The organism is Proteus sp. FME41 (assembly GCF_014897315.1).
Classification (GTDB): Bacteria; Pseudomonadota; Gammaproteobacteria; order Enterobacterales; family Enterobacteriaceae; genus Proteus.
This window is the reverse complement of sequence record NZ_JABUYL010000001.1, coordinates 440423-456779: the sequence shown is the minus strand read 5'-3', so window position 1 is coordinate 456779 and position 16357 is coordinate 440423. Positions and strand designations below refer to the sequence as shown.

Genomic DNA, 16357 nt, shown 5'->3' with positions numbered 1-16357 from the left:
TGTGAATAAACCTCTTTATGAGCGCTACCTGCAAGCGAAAGCGGATAAAAAAGCATCTTATACACGTGATCTAGCAACTTATCTTAATGTCAGTGAAGCTGAGTTAATTCATGCTCGTGTTGGGTATGATGCAAAACGTCTACGTAACGATGTACAAGAATTACTAAAAGCGTTAAGTAAAGTCGGTGAAGTAAAAGCCATTACTCGTAACGATATCGCCGTTCACGAGCATCTTGGTGAGTACACTAATGCACGCTTTAATGATCATGCTGGCCTAATTTTAAACCCTCGTGCAATGGACTTACGCTTTTTCTTCGCTTATTGGTCAAGTATTTTTGTACTTACTGAAGAAATATCAAAAGGCACTCGTTATAGCATTCAATTTTTTGATATGCATGGCGATGCATTACATAAAATCTATGCAACCGACAACACCAATATGGATGAATGGAATTCGCTAATTCAATCATTCTTATCGGAAGACAATCCCGCTCTCAACATTACCCCTATCGAACCTTATTCAAACACCCCTGTTAGTCATGAATTAGCTGAGCAACTTGAGCAACAATGGCGTTCAATGACCGATGTTCACCAATTTTTTAAATTACTAAAAGAGAATAATTTGAGTCGCCAACAAGCCTTCAGAGCCGTTGCCGATGACCTCGCTTATCAAGTGGATAATAGCGCATTAAAAACGCTATTAACACTCGCCAAAGAAGCACAAAACGAAATCATGGTGTTTGTAGGAAGCCGTGGCTGTGTGCAGATTTTTACAGGAAAAATTGACCGTTTAGTACCTCATCGATTTGAAAATAGTGACCAAGTCTGGATCAACATTTTTAACCCTGCTTTTACCCTTCATTTAATTGAAAGTGAAATTACTGAAAGCTGGATCACTCGTAAACAAACTCAAGATGGCTTTGTTACAAGTCTTGAAATCTTTGATAGTAAAGGACAGCAAATTGCTCAACTTTATGGGCAACGTACTGAAGGCACCGCAGAACAACAACAATGGCGTGAACAAGTGAATACACTCACTAAAATCGCCTAATCGGAGAATGAATTAATGAAAAAATGGCTTCTTTTGATCCTGTGTAGCGTCATGTCGTTTGTCAGTTCTGCCAATGAACGCATTGTCACTATTGGTGGTGATATCACAGAGATTGTTTTCGCATTAGGAGCTGGTGAGCAAATTATTGCAAGAGACAGCACCAGTTTAGTTCCTGAACAAGTGAAAACACTCCCTGATGTGGGTTATATGCGCATGCTAAATCCTGAAGGTATCTTATCTGTCAAACCAACATTAATTATTACCAGCGAACTAGCGCGCCCTTCTTTAGCATTACGCCGTATTAAAGAAGCAGGAGTAACGGTTAAATCGATTACGGGTACACATTCATTAGAAGCCATTAATGACAAAATAGACACCATTGCCACAATTTTAAATAAACAAAAAGAAGGCAATCAACTAAAAGAAAATCTCACCCAATCTATTAACCAAATACCCACAACTTCCATAGATAAAAAAGTTATTTATATCATGAGCCATGGTGGTGTTATTCCTATGGCTGCAGGCCAAGATACCGCTGCGGATACGATTATTTCGTTAGTCGGAGGTAAAAATGCCATGCAAGGGTTTACTAGCTATCGTCCGCTTTCTCAAGAAGGGGTTATCGCAAGCCAACCCGATATTTTACTGGTTACCAAAGAAGGTATTAAAGGAATTGGTGGAATAGAAAAGCTTTGGGAGCTACCCGGAATAAAATACACCCCTGCAGGTAAAAATAAGCATTATGTCGTGGTCGATGATATGGGGTTACTAGGCTTCACCCTTTCAACACCTGAAGTCATGCATCAAATTCGTCAAGCATTGGAGCAATAATGTCTCGTTTTCGTTCACCGTGGATGAGTATGTTAGTTTTACTTTTTTTACTCACCACGGTTACATTAATTTCTGTTAACAGTGGTGCATTAGCACTTTCATTTCATACATTATGGAATAGCTCTTTTGATGATATGGAGTGGCAAATTTGGCTTGATATCCGTTTACCTCGTGTATTGTTAGCCATACTTGTTGGAGGAGCATTAGCAATATCGGGTGCCATCATGCAAGGGTTATTTAGAAACTCATTGGCTGATCCAGGCTTACTTGGTATTAGCAGTGGTGCTGCACTTATGGTTGCCATTGTTATTATTATACCGTTCTCTTTTTCGCCAGCCTTTGCATTTTACAGTCATATTGTTGCCGCCTTTATTGGTGGCTTAATTGTGGCAATGATCATTTTCTCATTACATCAATTAAGTGATGGTAATTTAGCGAGACTACTCCTTGCAGGTATCGCCATAAATGCACTCTGTATGTCCTTTATTGGTGTATTAAGTTATATCAGTACAGACCAACAATTACGCCAATTTTCTCTTTGGATGATGGGCTCATTAAGTCAAATAGACTGGAAAACGTTATCTATTGCTGCTTTAGTGATCATTCCCGTTAGCATTTTAGCCTGCTGGCAAAGCCACAAATTGAACTTATTACAACTTGGTGACGAAGAGGCACATTATTTAGGGCTAAATGTCAGAAGAACTAAATTTATATTGTTATTACTCAGTGCCATTTTAATCGGTTGCGCCGTCGCACTGAGTGGTGTCATTGGATTTATCGGCCTTGTTGTTCCTCACCTTATTCGCATGCGTATTGGAAGTAATCATGTGTGGTTATTGCCTGCCACAATATTGGGAGGTGCAACACTGCTATTAGCAGCCGATACATTATCAAGAACATTAGTCTCTCCTGCTGAAATTCCCGTGGGGCTCATTACTGGGTTAATTGGCGGCCCTTATTTCCTTTGGCTTATCTTAAGACAACCCGCAGGAAGAATGTCATGATTGAAGAACACAATATTCCATTGCTTTATGGAAATAATTTAACTTATCGAATTGGCAATAAAACCATTATAGATGATGTATCACTTTCACTTAATGCCGGTGAGCTTGTCACGATTATTGGTCCAAATGGTGCTGGAAAATCTTCGCTATTGCGACTACTAACTGGCTATGCGACACCCACACACGGTGAGTGTTACTTTAAACAAAAAACCTACTCCCAATGGAATAGCCAAAAACTAGCACAAAACCGCGCAGTTATGCGCCAAAATAGTCAGCTTTCATTCTCTTTTTCTGTAGAAGAAGTCGTTTCGATGGGAAGAACCCCTCATGGGCAACAACATAAAAAAATCGCAATTGAAACCGCATTATTGCAAACAGATTGTTTAAAGTTTAAAGACAGGGACTATCGTCAATTATCTGGTGGTGAGCAACAACGAGTACAACTTGCTCGAGTATTAGCGCAATTATGGCATCCTACACCACAAAAAGCGGTATTATTCCTTGATGAACCAACATCAGCTCTTGATCTTTACCACCAGCAGCACAGTTTACGTTTGTTAAAACAATTAGCAAAAACACAAAATTTTATGGTGTGCTGTGTATTGCATGACCTAAATTTGGCCTCCCTTTATGCTGATAGAATTTTATTATTGCATCAAGGGAAACTCGTTTGTGAAGGCACTCCACATAATGTCCTCACAACAGAAAATATTCAAAAATGGTATGGGGCCGATGTCAGTGTTGATATTCACCCTGAGCTTTCATACCCACAAGTTTTTCTTCGCCCCTGACATAGCACTGCTGCCCTCTTTTTACTAAGCCACCTTTTAGTGTAATTTTCTAAATTGTGGCTTCATCAATTTACTCTTTATCACCTTATTTATGACCTTTCGAACACATTAAGTATCATTACGTTAATTAATTAATAATTCTTACCCTTTATTTTTCTTATTCAATCAAATAAATTGACTTTAAAATACACCTTAATCAATGATTAGCTTTTATTGTATGCAAAAAAACATAACAGTTTTGATAAAAACGATGATAACAATTATTTTATAAAATATAATTAATCAATAAATTCAATAAAATAAAAACGAATCAATATATTTTTTTTAATCAAAAAAATTCATTAATCTATACTATACTTGAGATATATAGTTTTCACCAATCATTGTGATAATGATTATCAGTAACGAAAAGCACTTTTTGCCTACCTGTTATTTTCCCCATGCTTAAAATAGGTTATAAATAACATACGTTACTATTCTATTTAATTGGGCACTGTGTCCCCACCCTTTTTGTGGGAGGTTTTATGGCTGAAAATGTCGTTAATGATATTCTGAAATGGTTAGAAACTCAGTTACAACGTAACGAAGGTATAAAAATTGATACAATTGCAAATAAAAGTGGCTATTCAAAGTGGCACTTGCAACGCATTTTTAAAGATTTTAAAGGCTGTACATTAGGCGAATATGTTCGTAAACGTCGCTTATTAGAAGCAGCAAAATCATTACAAGAAAAAAATATGTCTATTTTAGACATTGCTTTAATGTATGGATTTAGTTCTCAAGCAACATTTACTCGTATCTTTAAAAAGCATTTCAATACGACACCGGCTAAGTTTAGAGAAAATGGCACCATGCCAGATACTCATTGCTTTATGTCATGTGAAAATCACTAGTAATTTAGCATTATATTACTTGTCATAAAAAACCAGCTAAAAAGCTGGTTTTTTATTTTAAAATCTTTATAAAAATTAGGCTATTGCCGTTATAAGCCACTCTTGTAGCTCATTAAGCTCTATTTTATTATTAGGATAACGCTGAATAAGTTGTTGAATAAGTCTATTTAAAGACTCGGGCGTATAACGTTGTCCAACTAACATCTCGGATAATGCCTCTAATGGTGCAGGATCTAAACTATCCGTATAAATCTGGCTTCGAATAACATTACCGCGCTCAATATCAAAATGCAGCTCGATCCCTCCCCACTTAAAACGATTATCTAAGAGGTGTGAGAATGCAGGCGCCTGCCCAAAATTCCATTCCCAGCTACTTTGCTTTGCAAATGTTTCTTCAAAACTAGGCAAATCAGGCAATTTTTGTGGTGAAATAATCTCAGCTTCAACGCGCTCACCATAGTATTCAAAAAAGCTTTCAGTGATCATCTCACATAATTTCTCATGTGTTATCTCTGGTTTTAGCTCAACTAAATTAGCGACTCTAGAACGTACTGAAGTAATACCTTTAGCTTGGAGTTTTTTAGGATCTGGATTTAAGTAATTAGCGAGTCTAGATAAATTGGCGTTAATTAACAGAGTACCATGATGAAAACCACGATCTTTTGTCTCTTTATAAGCCGAGCCTGAAATCTTTCTTTCACCTTCTTCTTGCGGTACCACTAAATCATTACGCCCAGACGCCGTTGCTTCTATGCCAGCTTTTGATAATCCATCAAGAATAATTTGTGTTGAGATTGTTTTATTATATTCCGGTTTTCCCGCCATAAAGGTAAAACAGGTATTTCCGAGATCGTGAAAAACAGCGCCACCACCACTAGAACGGCGTGCTAATTTTACGCCATCTTCATCCATTTTACGGGTATTACACTCTTTCCATGGATTCTGCGCTCGACCAATAACCACCGTATTATCGTTACGCCAAAGAAAAAGTACACGTTGATCAGCGGGCATTTGTCTAAAAATACACTCTTCAACGGCAAGGTTAAACCAAGGATCATAAGACTCGGAAATTAACAGACGCAATTTGCCTGACATAAGGAATACCTATATGAAGAAAATAAGGGATAAGATACCATAACTCTCAATATATTAGGGCCTTAAATGGCACGAAATTACAACCGTCTAGCTTGCCAAAACGTTTTCTTCCAATAAACATTATCAAGCGATGAACGTGTCACCCCTTGACTAGTTGATGCGTGAATAAATGTATTATCAGTATCATAAATACCGACATGAAGCCCATTTTCACCCCCACCCGTTTTGAAGAAAACCAAATCTCCCGGCATTAAATCATTTTTATTGATTTGAGTACCATATTTAGTTTGATCAATGGTCATACGAGGAAGTTTGATATCAAAACGATCACTATAGGTTTTATACACAAAACCAGAGCAATCAATACCTGAAGGGGTCATTCCACCATAGCTATAGGGAGTGCCATACCATTGTTCAAGTTGGGACTTTAATTGCACTATCACCATGATAGGATCAGAAAGTTGAGTTTTTAATGGTGGTGCAGGTGGGATACGCTTTGATGGGCTAGATGAACATCCAGCTAGCAGGATAACACAGAGTAAGAAAGGATAGAAAACGGACTTTCTCATTGCATTCACCATTATTATTACGAGAGATTTTAAAATCTATCTGCTTTTTTAAGCAAAAACAAGTTATTGAAGATGAATGCGTAAAGATTAATAGAATAAATCGCACAATAACCAACAAAACACAGAAAATAAATTCCAAACAGCACTCGTTTAATGCGCTACTGCATCTTTGGTTTTTTGGCTAATTAACCAAACACCGACCATAATAAAGGCCACACCCAGCGTTTTTGTCCATGAAGGTGTTTCTTGAAACCAAGGTAATACGACCGCAAGAATATAGACAAAAACATAACTTAAGCTAATTAATGGATAGGCTTTATTTAAAGGGATCGTACGTAATGTGAAGAGCCAACAAACCATAGAAAGGACATAACCTACAAGACCAACACACACGATAGCAAGTGGTGTTATATTCGCCCATAACCATGAGACATCAAACCACTGTTTTTCTAGCTGTAAATCTGGCAGCTCAGACATACCAAACTTTAACAATAATTGAGCCACCGTCACTAATAGCGCGCTTCCAATTGCCCATAAATAGCCTTTCATGCTTGCATACTCATCAATACAATACCAACCATAATTGACGCAATTCCAATCCAATGTTTTATATTAACTGGCTCTTTATAAACAAATTGCCCTATTAATGTCACCACAATAAAATTAATACTCAACATAGGATAGGCAATACTGAGAGGAAGAATTTGTAATAATCGTAACCAAAATAGCATGCCAAAACCAAGCATTGTAATGGCAACAAAAAGCCAGAAAATTGTTTTTCTGGCTTTTGTTAATGAGTCACTTTGCCAGCTAACCACTGCTTGCTTTTGGCAAACCTGCCCTATGCAGGTCAAAAAGCTTACAATTAGCAATAAAACAAATGACATCAGTTACGCTTCTCATAGGTTAAAATAGCGACTCGATGGTTTGTTACTAATTCTTCAGGTCTTGGCAACTCTGCTAATTTTTTGGGATCTTTAAATGTAATAACGACTGAGACTTTACCTTCTTTTCTTGCCTGTTCTAACCATTGAGCAAAATTATCAGGTTTAATTAATTTTTGTTGAGAGTCAGGGTATTTTTCAACACCATACGTTAGCTCACCCGTTCTTTCATACAGGTAAATATCGCTACGTTGTAATTCCCATGCTAATCCAGCACCAACTCCCACACTGTTACTCACGATATATTTGCTAGAGTTTAACGTATCCATATTTTGACGAATAAACTCTTGTGGTAACTTACTGTCAACGCTGCTGTTTGGAATAGCCTGTCCAATACATAAACTCACGCCTAATGAGCAAGACGCCGCCCATAACCAGTGCTTACCATTAAGTGTAGAACAAAGATAACCAATAATACCCCATAAAGAGAATGCCACTATGGCTAATACCCATTTGGACCATTCATAAGGCATATAAATAGGTTTTGAAGAAACCAGTTGAATAATCAAGATCGCAATAACAACAGCAACACCAATAAAAATGTTGATATAACCATTAATACGCAATGCTTTCATTCTAAATTTACGCGCACAATCAACACCATATTTTGCCATTAGCATGGCAAGTGGCGCCATAAAAGGCAGCATATATGTCGGCAACTTCCCTTTTGCAATACTAAAAAAGAGAAATGGAACAACAAACCAGCACAAGAGAAAGAATAATTCAGGACGTTTACGTCTTTTCTTCCAAGCCCCCATCAATGCACCAGGTAATAACCCAAGCCAAGGGATCACACCCAATAAGACAACAGGAATATAATACCAAAATGGAGAGCTATGCTGTGCATCATCACCAGAGAAACGCTGAATATGCTCAATCCAAAAAAAGTAATTCCAATAATCTGGCTCAGCTTTTGCAACAGCTAATGCCCATGGCAAGCTAATGAGGGTAGCACTGAATACCGCCAGCAAACCATAAAGCAACATCTGAGTAAATTGTTTTTGATAAAGCGTAATAGGTATCATCACAATGACGGGAATAGCCAAAGCTAAAAATCCTTTCGTCATAAAGGCCATACCGCAAGATAAACCTAACGTTAGCCAAGCTAATATTCGTGTTTTTACCGTATTCGCTTTCAGTGCCCAAAAACAACAAACCATACTCGCCGTGATCCAAAGCGCCAACATAGGATCTAATACACTGTAGGTCCCTACACTAAACACTAAGAACATGGATAAATAAATTAGACTAGAAACAAAAGCAACTTGACGATTACGCCACATCATTCTTGCGAGTAAATAGACAAGTAAGGTGCTTAATAGAATAGAAATGACCGAGCCAAAACGGACGGCAAAATTAGTGTGACCAAAAATTAATTGGCTGACATTATTAATCCAATAACCTGCTACGGGCTTTTCAAAATAGCGAATATCAAGCATATGAGGAACAATCCAGTTCCCGCTCACCACCATTTCACGGCTAATTTCCGCATAACGGGTTTCATCTGGTTGCCATAATAACCGGCTATTCAATGGAAATAAGTAGGTAAGAACAAAAAAAAGAGCCAAGAGGATGGCCCCGATTTTACTCGCCCGGTTATTCAACATAGTTTCGTTAGACCTCTTGTTGGCACCCTAACCAGCCTTCTCGACCTGGAAAGTCAGATCGAACAACTTTACCTATCGGAAGCGTTTCTTTATCTTGTGGTAATAAATCGCTTAATGGACAGAATTCGATGCCTTCATTTGCAATCATTGCCAATAACTGCTCAAACTGAGCGGCCTTTGACATTCCTTCAACTTCAGTGTGGATAGTATAAACAGGTATTCCACTGTCTTTTTTGATTTCATCAATAATAAACTGATTAAAATCCTCATCCTTTACTTTTGTGCCGACGACTTCATCATAAGTTGGTAATGTTACTGGAATTTGCACCGTACCGATAGAACCATTTTCTAAAATAGGCCTAAAAGGATGCGTTCCTCGACAATCGCTATTATAATCGAACTGAAAAGCTTCTTTAACTGTTAATACGCGTTCATCAGCTCGCCACCCAGCAACTGCTGAACATTTTACAGGGTTTTCAAGTGCTTTTTCTAGTGCTTCAACACCTAAACGAACTTGTTGCATTAATTCTTCTGTAGACCAACGCCCTACTTTAGCTTGCCAGCCTTGATGATCCCATGAATGTAATCCGACTTCATGCCCCGCATCTTGGGTTTCTTTCATCAAATAGCCTAGATTTTTAGCAATTTTTTTACCTGGCCATGCCGTACCTGCTAATAAAATATCTAAACCATAAAGCGATGCAGCATTCGATCTCAGCATTTTCCATAAAAATTTCGGTTTTAAAAGGCGCCATAAATGGCGCCCCATATTATCTGGGCCCACACTAAAGAAGAAGCTGGCATGAATGTTATATCTGGCAAACACATCCAGCAGTTGCGGAATACCTTGTTTCGTTCCTTGATAAGTATCCACATCAACTCTCAAACCAACTTTCTTCATTATGTGTTCCTATTTATTGCCTAATTCTTCAACCGCACCACGTAAGAAGAAGTCTAATGTTTCTTCTACTGTCTGGCGGGTTTCAATACTTGGTTTCCAATCCAATAAACGCTCTGCATTTTTAATGCTTGGCTTACGGTGTTCAACATCTTGGTAACCTTTACCATAGTAACTGCTACTTTCGATTTTCTTAAAGCCCGCGAATGGAGGGAAATGTCCACGTAATTCATGTTTTTCAAAGCAATCTAACAGCATTTCTGCTAATTCACGGATACTGGCTTCGTTAGTTGGGTTACCAATATTGATAATTTGACCATCACATTTATTATCACGGTTTTCAATAATGCGGAATAAAGCTTCTATACCGTCATTAATATCAGTGAAACAACGTTTTTGTTCACCACCGTCAACCAACTTAATAGGTGAGCCTTCAACTAAATTCAGAATTAATTGTGTAATGGCACGAGAACTACCAATACGCGCTGAATTCAAGTTATCAAGACGAGGTCCCATCCAGTTAAATGGACGGAATAACGTAAATTTCAGACCTTCTTTTGCACCATACGCCCAAATAACTCGGTCTAATAACTGTTTAGATACAGAATAAATCCAACGTTGTTTATTAATCGGACCAACAATCAGACGTGAATTATCTTCGTCAAACTCCTTATCATCACACATACCGTAAACTTCTGATGTGGATGGGAAAATAATACGTTTATTATATTTAACACAATAACGTACAATTTTTAAGTTTTCTTCAAAGTCTAATTCAAATACACGTAGAGGATTACGGGTATATTCAATTGGCGTTGCAATCGCCACTAATGGCAGAATAACATCACATTTTTTAATGTGGTATTCAATCCATTCTGTATGAATGCTCACGTCACCTTCAATAAAGTGGAAACGCGGATTACCAATAAAGCGTTCAATGGCAGAAGATCCGATATCCATACCATAGATATCGTAATTATCATCTTTTAATAAACGCTCGGTTAAGTGATTACCAATAAAGCCATTCACACCTAAAATCAGAACACGTTTACGACGCTTAACAAGAGCGGTTGCTTTTGGCCCAACACGAACATCGGTCACGATACCCATTTCAGCGGCTAAACGGCTACCTTGAACATATAAGCCATTTTCACTTTGACCGGTTATCACTTCAATCGCGCCTTGCGCGCAAGCAATAACTAAAGGTGATGTTGAAATAACAGTACCTGGACGTTTGCCTTGATTATCAGCAACAGTGCGTGAACGCCAGATAATCATTTTACGTTCACCTAAGAAAGTAAAGGCACCTGGATAGGGTTCTGTTACAGCACGGACTAAATTATGAACTGCTTTTGCATCCGCATTCCAATCAATTAAGCCATCATTGGCACAACGGCGTCCAAAGTATGTTGCTTGGCTTTCATCTTGGGCTGTTGTTGAATAATCACCTGATGAAATATGTGGTAATGCACTAGATAATAACTTCTCAGCAGCTTCTCTTACTTTTTCATGCAAAATTAGCGAAGTATCATTTTCTGTAATGGTCACTTTTTCTTGAGCAACGATATCTCCAGCATCGGCTTTTGCCGTCATTTTATGCAGAGTTACACCCGTTTCAGTTTCACCATTAACGATCGCCCAATTAATTGGCGCTCGACCACGATATTTTGGTAATAAAGAACCATGTAAATTAAATGCGCCTTTAGGTGCCAAATTTAGGATCTCATCACTTAACATGTGACGATAATAGAAAGAAAAAATGACATCAGGTTTCATTTCACGAATACGTTCAATCCACAATGGGTGATTGACATTTTCAGGTGCAAATACCGTCAATCCCATTTCTGCACTCACACGAGCAACGGATGAGAAGAAATGATTTTCATTAGGATCATCAGTGTGGGTAAATACAGCCTGAATATCATAACCTGCTTTTTCAAGTGCTTTTAAACCAACACAGCCAATATCGTGATAGGCAAATACTATTGCTTTCATTAGTCTTTTTCCTGATCTTCGTTGGGTTTGTTAACACCAACCACTTTTTGGATAAAATACCGAGGACGCGCTCTTACATCATTATAAATCCGGCCTATATATTCACCTAATAAGCCCATTGCAACGAACTGCGCACCGATAAACATAAATAAGATTGCGAAGAGTGTGAATACACCTTCAGCGGCCCACATGGCACCGAAGATAATACGTAAAATAATTAACAGTAACGCTAAGACAAAGCCAGAAACAGCAACGACACTGCCGACAATACTTAATAGGCGTAAAGGAGCCGTGGTAAGGCAAGTTAAGAGGTCGTACATTAAATTAATTAGCTTTAAAAAGCTGTATTTTGAATCACCATATTCACGCTCCGCGTGGGCAACATCAATCTCAATCGTACGACGAGCAAATGTGTTCGCAAGAATAGGGATAAATGTACTTCTTTCGTGACACTGTAACATCGCTTCAATAATGTGACGGCGATAAGCACGTAACATGCAGCCATAATCCCCCATAGAACGCCCCGTCGCCTTGGTTATCATGGCATTAATCATTTTTGATGCGGTTTTACGGAACCATGAGTCTTGACGATTACGACGACGAGTTCCAACAACATCATAGCCTTCTTCAGCTGTTGTAACGAGTCTTGGGATCTCTTCTGGTGGGTTTTGTAAGTCGGCATCCAATGTAATGACTAAGTCGCCATCAGCTTGGTTAAAACCCGCCATAATTGCAGAGTGTTGACCATAATTACGATTTAAAATAATCGCAATAACGTGGTTTTCTTCTATTGCTGCGGCTTCTTCTAGCATTCTAGCTGACTGGTCACTACTACCATCATCAACAAGGATTAGTTCATATTCTTGTTCTAATTGTTTACAGCTTTTAATGGTACGTTCTAGAAGTTGAGGAAGACTTTCTTCCTCATTATAAACGGGGATAACAACCGATACTTTTTTGATTTTATCAAATGTTGACACTTAGATATGCTCCGAAAGAATTTCATTGATCGCATCTACAACGCGAATAACATCTTCATTACTCATATCAGGAAACAATGGCAGCGAGCATAACGTTGCAGAGTTCCACTCTGATTGAGGAAGGGATAAACTAGGATAGCACTCACGATAATACTTTTGTGTATGTGCAGCGCGGAAATGAAGCCCTGTTCCAATCTCTTTTTGCTTCAGTTTTTCCATAAAGTTATCACGATTGATACCACAGCGCTTTTCATCTACCCTCACCATAAACAGATGATTAGCATGTAGATGTGAATATTCAGGGATATCCATCATCTCTAGTGGTGAGTTTTTGAGTTTTTCTCGATATAACGCAACTAACTCAGCTCGTTTAGCATTCATCTCATCTAAACGTCTTAATTGCACCACAGCAATAGCGGCATGAATATCAGATAAATTGTATTTATACCCCGGCTCTACTACCTCGGCTTGTGGTTTACGCCCTTGAATTTGTCTATCAAAAGCATCAACCCCTAAACCATGGAATTTCAAGCAACGCACTTTATTGGCTAATTCGTCATTATCTGTAACAACTAATCCACCTTCAGCGCAAGTTACATTTTTAATGGCGTGAAATGAAAAAATAGAGGTTCCTTTTTCGCCAATCCATTCATTTTTATAGCGAGTACCAATTGCATGTGCCGCATCTTCAATAAGAGGGATACCTGCATCCTGAGCTACTTTTCTTAACGCATCAAGATCACAGGGTGCACCTGCATAGTGAACAGGAATAATAGCCTTTGTTTTGGGTGTAATGGCTTTTTGAACATCTTCTGCACTTACCATCAATGTATCGCGGTCAACATCAATCATGATAGGTGTTGCACCCAGCAAGGTAATCATATTAATGGTTGATACCCAGGTTTGAGAAGGTGTGATTACCTCATCACCAGCGCCAATTCCCATTGCCATTAGAACAACATGCATACCCGCTGTTGCGGAGCAAATCGCAATAGCATGTTTACTACCAAATTTTTCACAAAAATCTTGTTCTAATTGATGGTTCTGAGGGCCTGTTGTAATCCAACCTGAACGCAGTACAGCTTCAACGGCTTTGATCTCTTCATCGCCAATCGCAGGGCGAGAGAAAGGAAGGAAGTGACTCATAAAAATGTAGCCTAATTAATGAATGAATAAAAACAATTATATACAAACTATTGCTTGCAGGCATCCGTCTTATTAAGAATATATTAAAAAAACCTTAATAATTACTTGGAGATAAGCTTCACAATAGTCATATTATTGAAAAACCCGCCAATCAATATGATTAGTATCATTAATGCATTTGATATTAGTGTTAAATGTGGTTGATAATAATTTTTCGTCCAACAGAAGTATAGATGAGCCAGAATTAACCAAATTGCCATTTTTCATGAGCCAAACCCTATCTGCTTTCTGATATGAGTGATTTAAATTATGTGTACTCATAATAATAGCACCACCTTGTTGGCAAAATATATCAAGCCACTTGTCCAAAATCGCCAATTGTACGATATCTAAATTATTCGCAGGTTCATCAAGTAACATTAACTTTCCTTTTAAATCACTTCTTGACCACAATTGGATAAATGCACCAGCAATCCTGATTCGTTGCCATTCCCCCCCAGACAAATGATGAATTTTTTTTGATAATAATTTATCAATTTGAAAATCATTTAACAGTGCATTTAATTGCTTATCATCCATTTCAGATAATTTATAATATAGCGAGAGATAATGAAAAACAGGCATAAATGGCAAAGCCTCTAATTGTTGTATAACAATGCTTTGCATCCTAGAAAGATCATTATATTTATAATGTCTTATTGAGGTTTCGTTTAGAATGATTTCGCCACAAAAAGGATGTTCTCCTGTAATAGTCATCAGAAGTGTACTTTTTCCAGCGCCATTGGCACCGATCAAGTGAATACGTTCACCGTAATCTACTTGTTCTGTAAATGCGTTGAGCCGATTATCAACACTCAATTTATCAAGTTTAAGTAACGTCATATTACAAACGCCCCATCTCTTTTGTTGCTAATAACCAGATAAATAAAGGTGCGCCAATTGTTGCAGTTATTACACCGATAGGAACTTCTGCACCATTTAACATTAAGCGAGATAACAGATCTGCGAGCAATAATAATCCGCTCCCTGTAAGCAAACATGCAGGTAGCAATATTTTATAATGAGTTATCCCACACAACCTTAATAAATGAGGGACAATAAGCCCTACAAAGCTAATAGCCCCCGCTAAAGCCACACTAATCCCAATCAATAACCCAACAGCTAAAATAAACCAATTTCGCCATTGATTAACAGATATACCTAATTGCTTAGCGCTAAATGAGCCTAATGATAAATAATTAAGAATATCGGCTTGCAAAATAAGAAGTACGATAACGGGGATCAGCGTCCAAAATAAAGCTTGATGGCGCCAATCAATACCGCTAAAACTTCCCATCAACCAATACATTAATTGTCTTAAATCTAAAGCCGAACTGAAATAAACCAACCAAGTCATTATTGCACTCGCCATAACCCCTAATGCCACACCAATTAATAATAACTGGGCATTTGAAAGTTTTCTTATTTGAGCAAAAAACAGTAATAATAGAGTAATACCTAATGCGCCTAATACTGCCGCACTGCTTATTAGCCAGATACTTGAACCTAGGTGTAAAACAATAAGTAAGACAACACAGACACCCGCACCACTGCTTACACCTAATAACCCAGGCTCTGCTAACGGATTTTGAAATAAAGCCTGCATAATGGCTCCTGCAATAGCTAAACTCGCACCAACGATCATCACGGCAAGTATTCTGGGCAAACGAATTTGCCAAACAAATAATTTAGCGTCATCGGTTAACCATTGGTGTGGAAATAACTGAATTTCACCTACAGAGAGAGAAAAAACAAAAAGAACACATAATATTAACGCCATAAAAAGTAATTTTTTTCTACCATCAATATGCTGTCTTTTTTTTAGTGCAATAAGCGGATTATTTTTATCATTACTCATATCATTCCCTATCATTTTTACTACGTTCCTCATTGTTATTTTTACGTTTTTTTTAACAACATAGCCTGTTTACTTTTGATGATAAAAAGTTAATTTCACCCTTTATGCATCATAGTCCACTAATAATGAAAATATAAACTGATGATAATAATAGCTTGATGAATACAAAATAGGATAAATAGAAAGAGGTAAAAAGGTTAATTAAAAAGAAGGGAAAACAAACAGAACAATACCTTATCAGGATAGATAAACACGATTAAATCGCCCCCCAAAAGGTACAATTAATCAACAATAATAACAGAAGAAAGATAAAAAAACGGCCTTCAATAGAAAGCCGTTTTGGGTGTTTTTAATTTTTACTCTTTTGGTGTTGCGCTCTCAACCCGGCTTTTTAACTTTTGTCCAGGGCGGAAAGTAACAACACGGCGAGCCGTAATAGGAATGTCTTCCCCTGTTTTCGGATTACGACCTGGGCGCTGATTTTTATCACGCAGGTCAAAGTTTCCGAATCCAGACAGCTTCACCTGTTCTCCATTTTCAAGAGAACGACGCACTTCCTCAAAAAAGGATTCTACAAGGTCTTTTGCATCGCGTTTGCTAACACCAAGTTTTTCAAACAGATTTTCTGCCATTTCAGCTTTTGTAAGCGCCATAGG

Annotated in this window: 17 protein-coding genes; 5 read left to right on the top strand and 12 right to left on the bottom strand. The window is 37.9% G+C overall.

Annotated elements, in window-relative coordinates:
- Position 1 precedes the first annotated feature (1 nt).
- The 5 genes from INT04_RS02245 to INT04_RS02225 all read left to right on the top strand — a co-directional run bounded on the left by INT04_RS02245 (position 2) and on the right by INT04_RS02225 (position 4570).
- Positions 2 to 1051 carry a hemin-degrading factor gene (locus INT04_RS02245; protein ID WP_193014506.1) on the top strand — a complete coding sequence of 350 codons (1050 nt, stop codon included), beginning with the start codon at positions 2 to 4 and terminating at the stop codon, positions 1049 to 1051.
- A gap of 15 nt (positions 1052 to 1066) precedes the next feature.
- Positions 1067 to 1882, top strand: a complete 816-nt coding sequence (locus INT04_RS02240; protein WP_193014505.1) for a heme/hemin ABC transporter substrate-binding protein — start codon at positions 1067 to 1069, stop codon at positions 1880 to 1882.
- Positions 1882 to 2886, top strand: a complete 1005-nt coding sequence (locus INT04_RS02235; RefSeq protein WP_193014504.1) for a FecCD family ABC transporter permease — start codon at positions 1882 to 1884, stop codon at positions 2884 to 2886. Before INT04_RS02240 ends, INT04_RS02235 begins: the two co-directional genes overlap by 1 nt.
- Entirely contained in the window at positions 2883 to 3677 is a 795-nt protein-coding gene (locus INT04_RS02230; RefSeq protein ID WP_193014503.1) for a heme ABC transporter ATP-binding protein, read from the top strand. Before INT04_RS02235 ends, INT04_RS02230 begins: the two co-directional genes overlap by 4 nt.
- Positions 3678 to 4201: 524 nt before the next feature.
- Entirely contained in the window at positions 4202 to 4570 is a 369-nt protein-coding gene (locus INT04_RS02225) for a helix-turn-helix domain-containing protein (RefSeq protein ID WP_193014502.1), read from the top strand.
- Between the two features lie 75 nt (positions 4571 to 4645).
- Here INT04_RS02225 and INT04_RS02220 read toward each other — a convergent pair whose 3' ends face one another.
- The 12 genes from INT04_RS02220 to ihfA form a co-directional block, all read right to left on the bottom strand.
- Positions 4646 to 5665 carry a lipoate--protein ligase A gene (locus tag INT04_RS02220; RefSeq protein ID WP_193014501.1) on the bottom strand — a complete coding sequence of 340 codons (1020 nt, stop codon included), beginning with the start codon at positions 5663 to 5665 and terminating at the stop codon, positions 4646 to 4648.
- 77 nt (positions 5666 to 5742) lie between these two features.
- Positions 5743 to 6234, bottom strand: a complete 492-nt coding sequence (locus INT04_RS02215) for an NlpC/P60 family protein (protein ID WP_193014500.1) — start codon at positions 6232 to 6234, stop codon at positions 5743 to 5745.
- 150 nt (positions 6235 to 6384) lie between these two features.
- Positions 6385 to 6783 (bottom strand): 4-amino-4-deoxy-L-arabinose-phosphoundecaprenol flippase subunit ArnF, encoded by a 399-nt coding sequence (arnF, locus tag INT04_RS02210; protein ID WP_193014499.1) that lies wholly within the window; start codon positions 6781 to 6783, stop codon positions 6385 to 6387.
- Positions 6780 to 7121, bottom strand: coding sequence for a 4-amino-4-deoxy-L-arabinose-phosphoundecaprenol flippase subunit ArnE (gene arnE / locus INT04_RS02205; RefSeq protein ID WP_193014498.1), 342 nt, complete (start codon positions 7119 to 7121; stop codon positions 6780 to 6782). The genes arnF and arnE overlap by 4 nt, the downstream gene beginning before the upstream one ends.
- Positions 7121 to 8785 carry a lipid IV(A) 4-amino-4-deoxy-L-arabinosyltransferase gene (gene arnT, locus INT04_RS02200; protein ID WP_193014497.1) on the bottom strand — a complete coding sequence of 555 codons (1665 nt, stop codon included), beginning with the start codon at positions 8783 to 8785 and terminating at the stop codon, positions 7121 to 7123. The genes arnE and arnT overlap by 1 nt, the downstream gene beginning before the upstream one ends.
- 7 nt (positions 8786 to 8792) lie before the next feature.
- Complete coding sequence (arnD, locus tag INT04_RS02195) at positions 8793 to 9686, bottom strand: 4-deoxy-4-formamido-L-arabinose-phosphoundecaprenol deformylase (RefSeq protein WP_193014496.1); 894 nt, start codon at positions 9684 to 9686, stop codon at positions 8793 to 8795.
- 9 nt (positions 9687 to 9695) lie between these two features.
- Entirely contained in the window at positions 9696 to 11678 is a 1983-nt protein-coding gene (gene arnA / locus INT04_RS02190) for a bifunctional UDP-4-amino-4-deoxy-L-arabinose formyltransferase/UDP-glucuronic acid oxidase ArnA (RefSeq protein ID WP_193014495.1), read from the bottom strand.
- Complete coding sequence (gene arnC / locus INT04_RS02185; RefSeq protein ID WP_193014494.1) at positions 11678 to 12658, bottom strand: undecaprenyl-phosphate 4-deoxy-4-formamido-L-arabinose transferase; 981 nt, start codon at positions 12656 to 12658, stop codon at positions 11678 to 11680. The genes arnA and arnC overlap by 1 nt, the downstream gene beginning before the upstream one ends.
- Complete coding sequence (arnB, locus tag INT04_RS02180) at positions 12659 to 13804, bottom strand: UDP-4-amino-4-deoxy-L-arabinose aminotransferase (protein ID WP_193014493.1); 1146 nt, start codon at positions 13802 to 13804, stop codon at positions 12659 to 12661. It abuts the gene before it with no gap.
- 132 nt (positions 13805 to 13936) lie between these two features.
- The gene (locus INT04_RS02175) at positions 13937 to 14686 is read right to left on the bottom strand and encodes an ATP-binding cassette domain-containing protein (protein WP_193014492.1); all 750 of its coding nucleotides are present in this window, start codon (positions 14684 to 14686) and stop codon (positions 13937 to 13939) included.
- 1 nt (position 14687) lies between these two features.
- A complete protein-coding gene (btuC, locus tag INT04_RS02170) occupies positions 14688 to 15701 on the bottom strand; it encodes a vitamin B12 ABC transporter permease BtuC (protein WP_193014491.1) in 1014 nt (337 codons plus the stop codon).
- A gap of 356 nt (positions 15702 to 16057) precedes the next feature.
- Positions 16058 to 16354 (bottom strand): integration host factor subunit alpha, encoded by a 297-nt coding sequence (ihfA, locus tag INT04_RS02165; protein WP_023582381.1) that lies wholly within the window; start codon positions 16352 to 16354, stop codon positions 16058 to 16060.
- Positions 16355 to 16357 lie beyond the last annotated feature (3 nt).

Excerpts from the sequence above, each read along its gene's own strand:
- INT04_RS02240 (WP_193014505.1), top strand. The coding sequence starts at position 1,067 with ATGAAAAAATGGCTTCTTTTGATCCTGTGTAGCGTCATGTCGTTTGTC.
- INT04_RS02235 (WP_193014504.1), top strand. The coding sequence starts at position 1,882 with ATGTCTCGTTTTCGTTCACCGTGGATGAGTATGTTAGTTTTACTTTTT.
- INT04_RS02230 (WP_193014503.1), top strand. The coding sequence starts at position 2,883 with ATGATTGAAGAACACAATATTCCATTGCTTTATGGAAATAATTTAACT.
- INT04_RS02225 (WP_193014502.1), top strand. The coding sequence starts at position 4,202 with ATGGCTGAAAATGTCGTTAATGATATTCTGAAATGGTTAGAAACTCAG.
- INT04_RS02220 (WP_193014501.1), bottom strand. The coding sequence starts at position 5,665 with ATGTCAGGCAAATTGCGTCTGTTAATTTCCGAGTCTTATGATCCTTGG.
- INT04_RS02215 (WP_193014500.1), bottom strand. The coding sequence starts at position 6,234 with ATGAGAAAGTCCGTTTTCTATCCTTTCTTACTCTGTGTTATCCTGCTA.
- arnF (WP_193014499.1), bottom strand. The coding sequence starts at position 6,783 with ATGAAAGGCTATTTATGGGCAATTGGAAGCGCGCTATTAGTGACGGTG.
- arnE (WP_193014498.1), bottom strand. The coding sequence starts at position 7,121 with ATGTCATTTGTTTTATTGCTAATTGTAAGCTTTTTGACCTGCATAGGG.
- arnT (WP_193014497.1), bottom strand. The coding sequence starts at position 8,785 with ATGTTGAATAACCGGGCGAGTAAAATCGGGGCCATCCTCTTGGCTCTT.
- arnD (WP_193014496.1), bottom strand. The coding sequence starts at position 9,686 with ATGAAGAAAGTTGGTTTGAGAGTTGATGTGGATACTTATCAAGGAACG.
- arnA (WP_193014495.1), bottom strand. The coding sequence starts at position 11,678 with ATGAAAGCAATAGTATTTGCCTATCACGATATTGGCTGTGTTGGTTTA.
- arnB (WP_193014493.1), bottom strand. The coding sequence starts at position 13,804 with ATGAGTCACTTCCTTCCTTTCTCTCGCCCTGCGATTGGCGATGAAGAG.
- INT04_RS02175 (WP_193014492.1), bottom strand. The coding sequence starts at position 14,686 with ATGACGTTACTTAAACTTGATAAATTGAGTGTTGATAATCGGCTCAAC.
- btuC (WP_193014491.1), bottom strand. The coding sequence starts at position 15,701 with ATGAGTAATGATAAAAATAATCCGCTTATTGCACTAAAAAAAAGACAG.
- ihfA (WP_023582381.1), bottom strand. The coding sequence starts at position 16,354 with ATGGCGCTTACAAAAGCTGAAATGGCAGAAAATCTGTTTGAAAAACTT.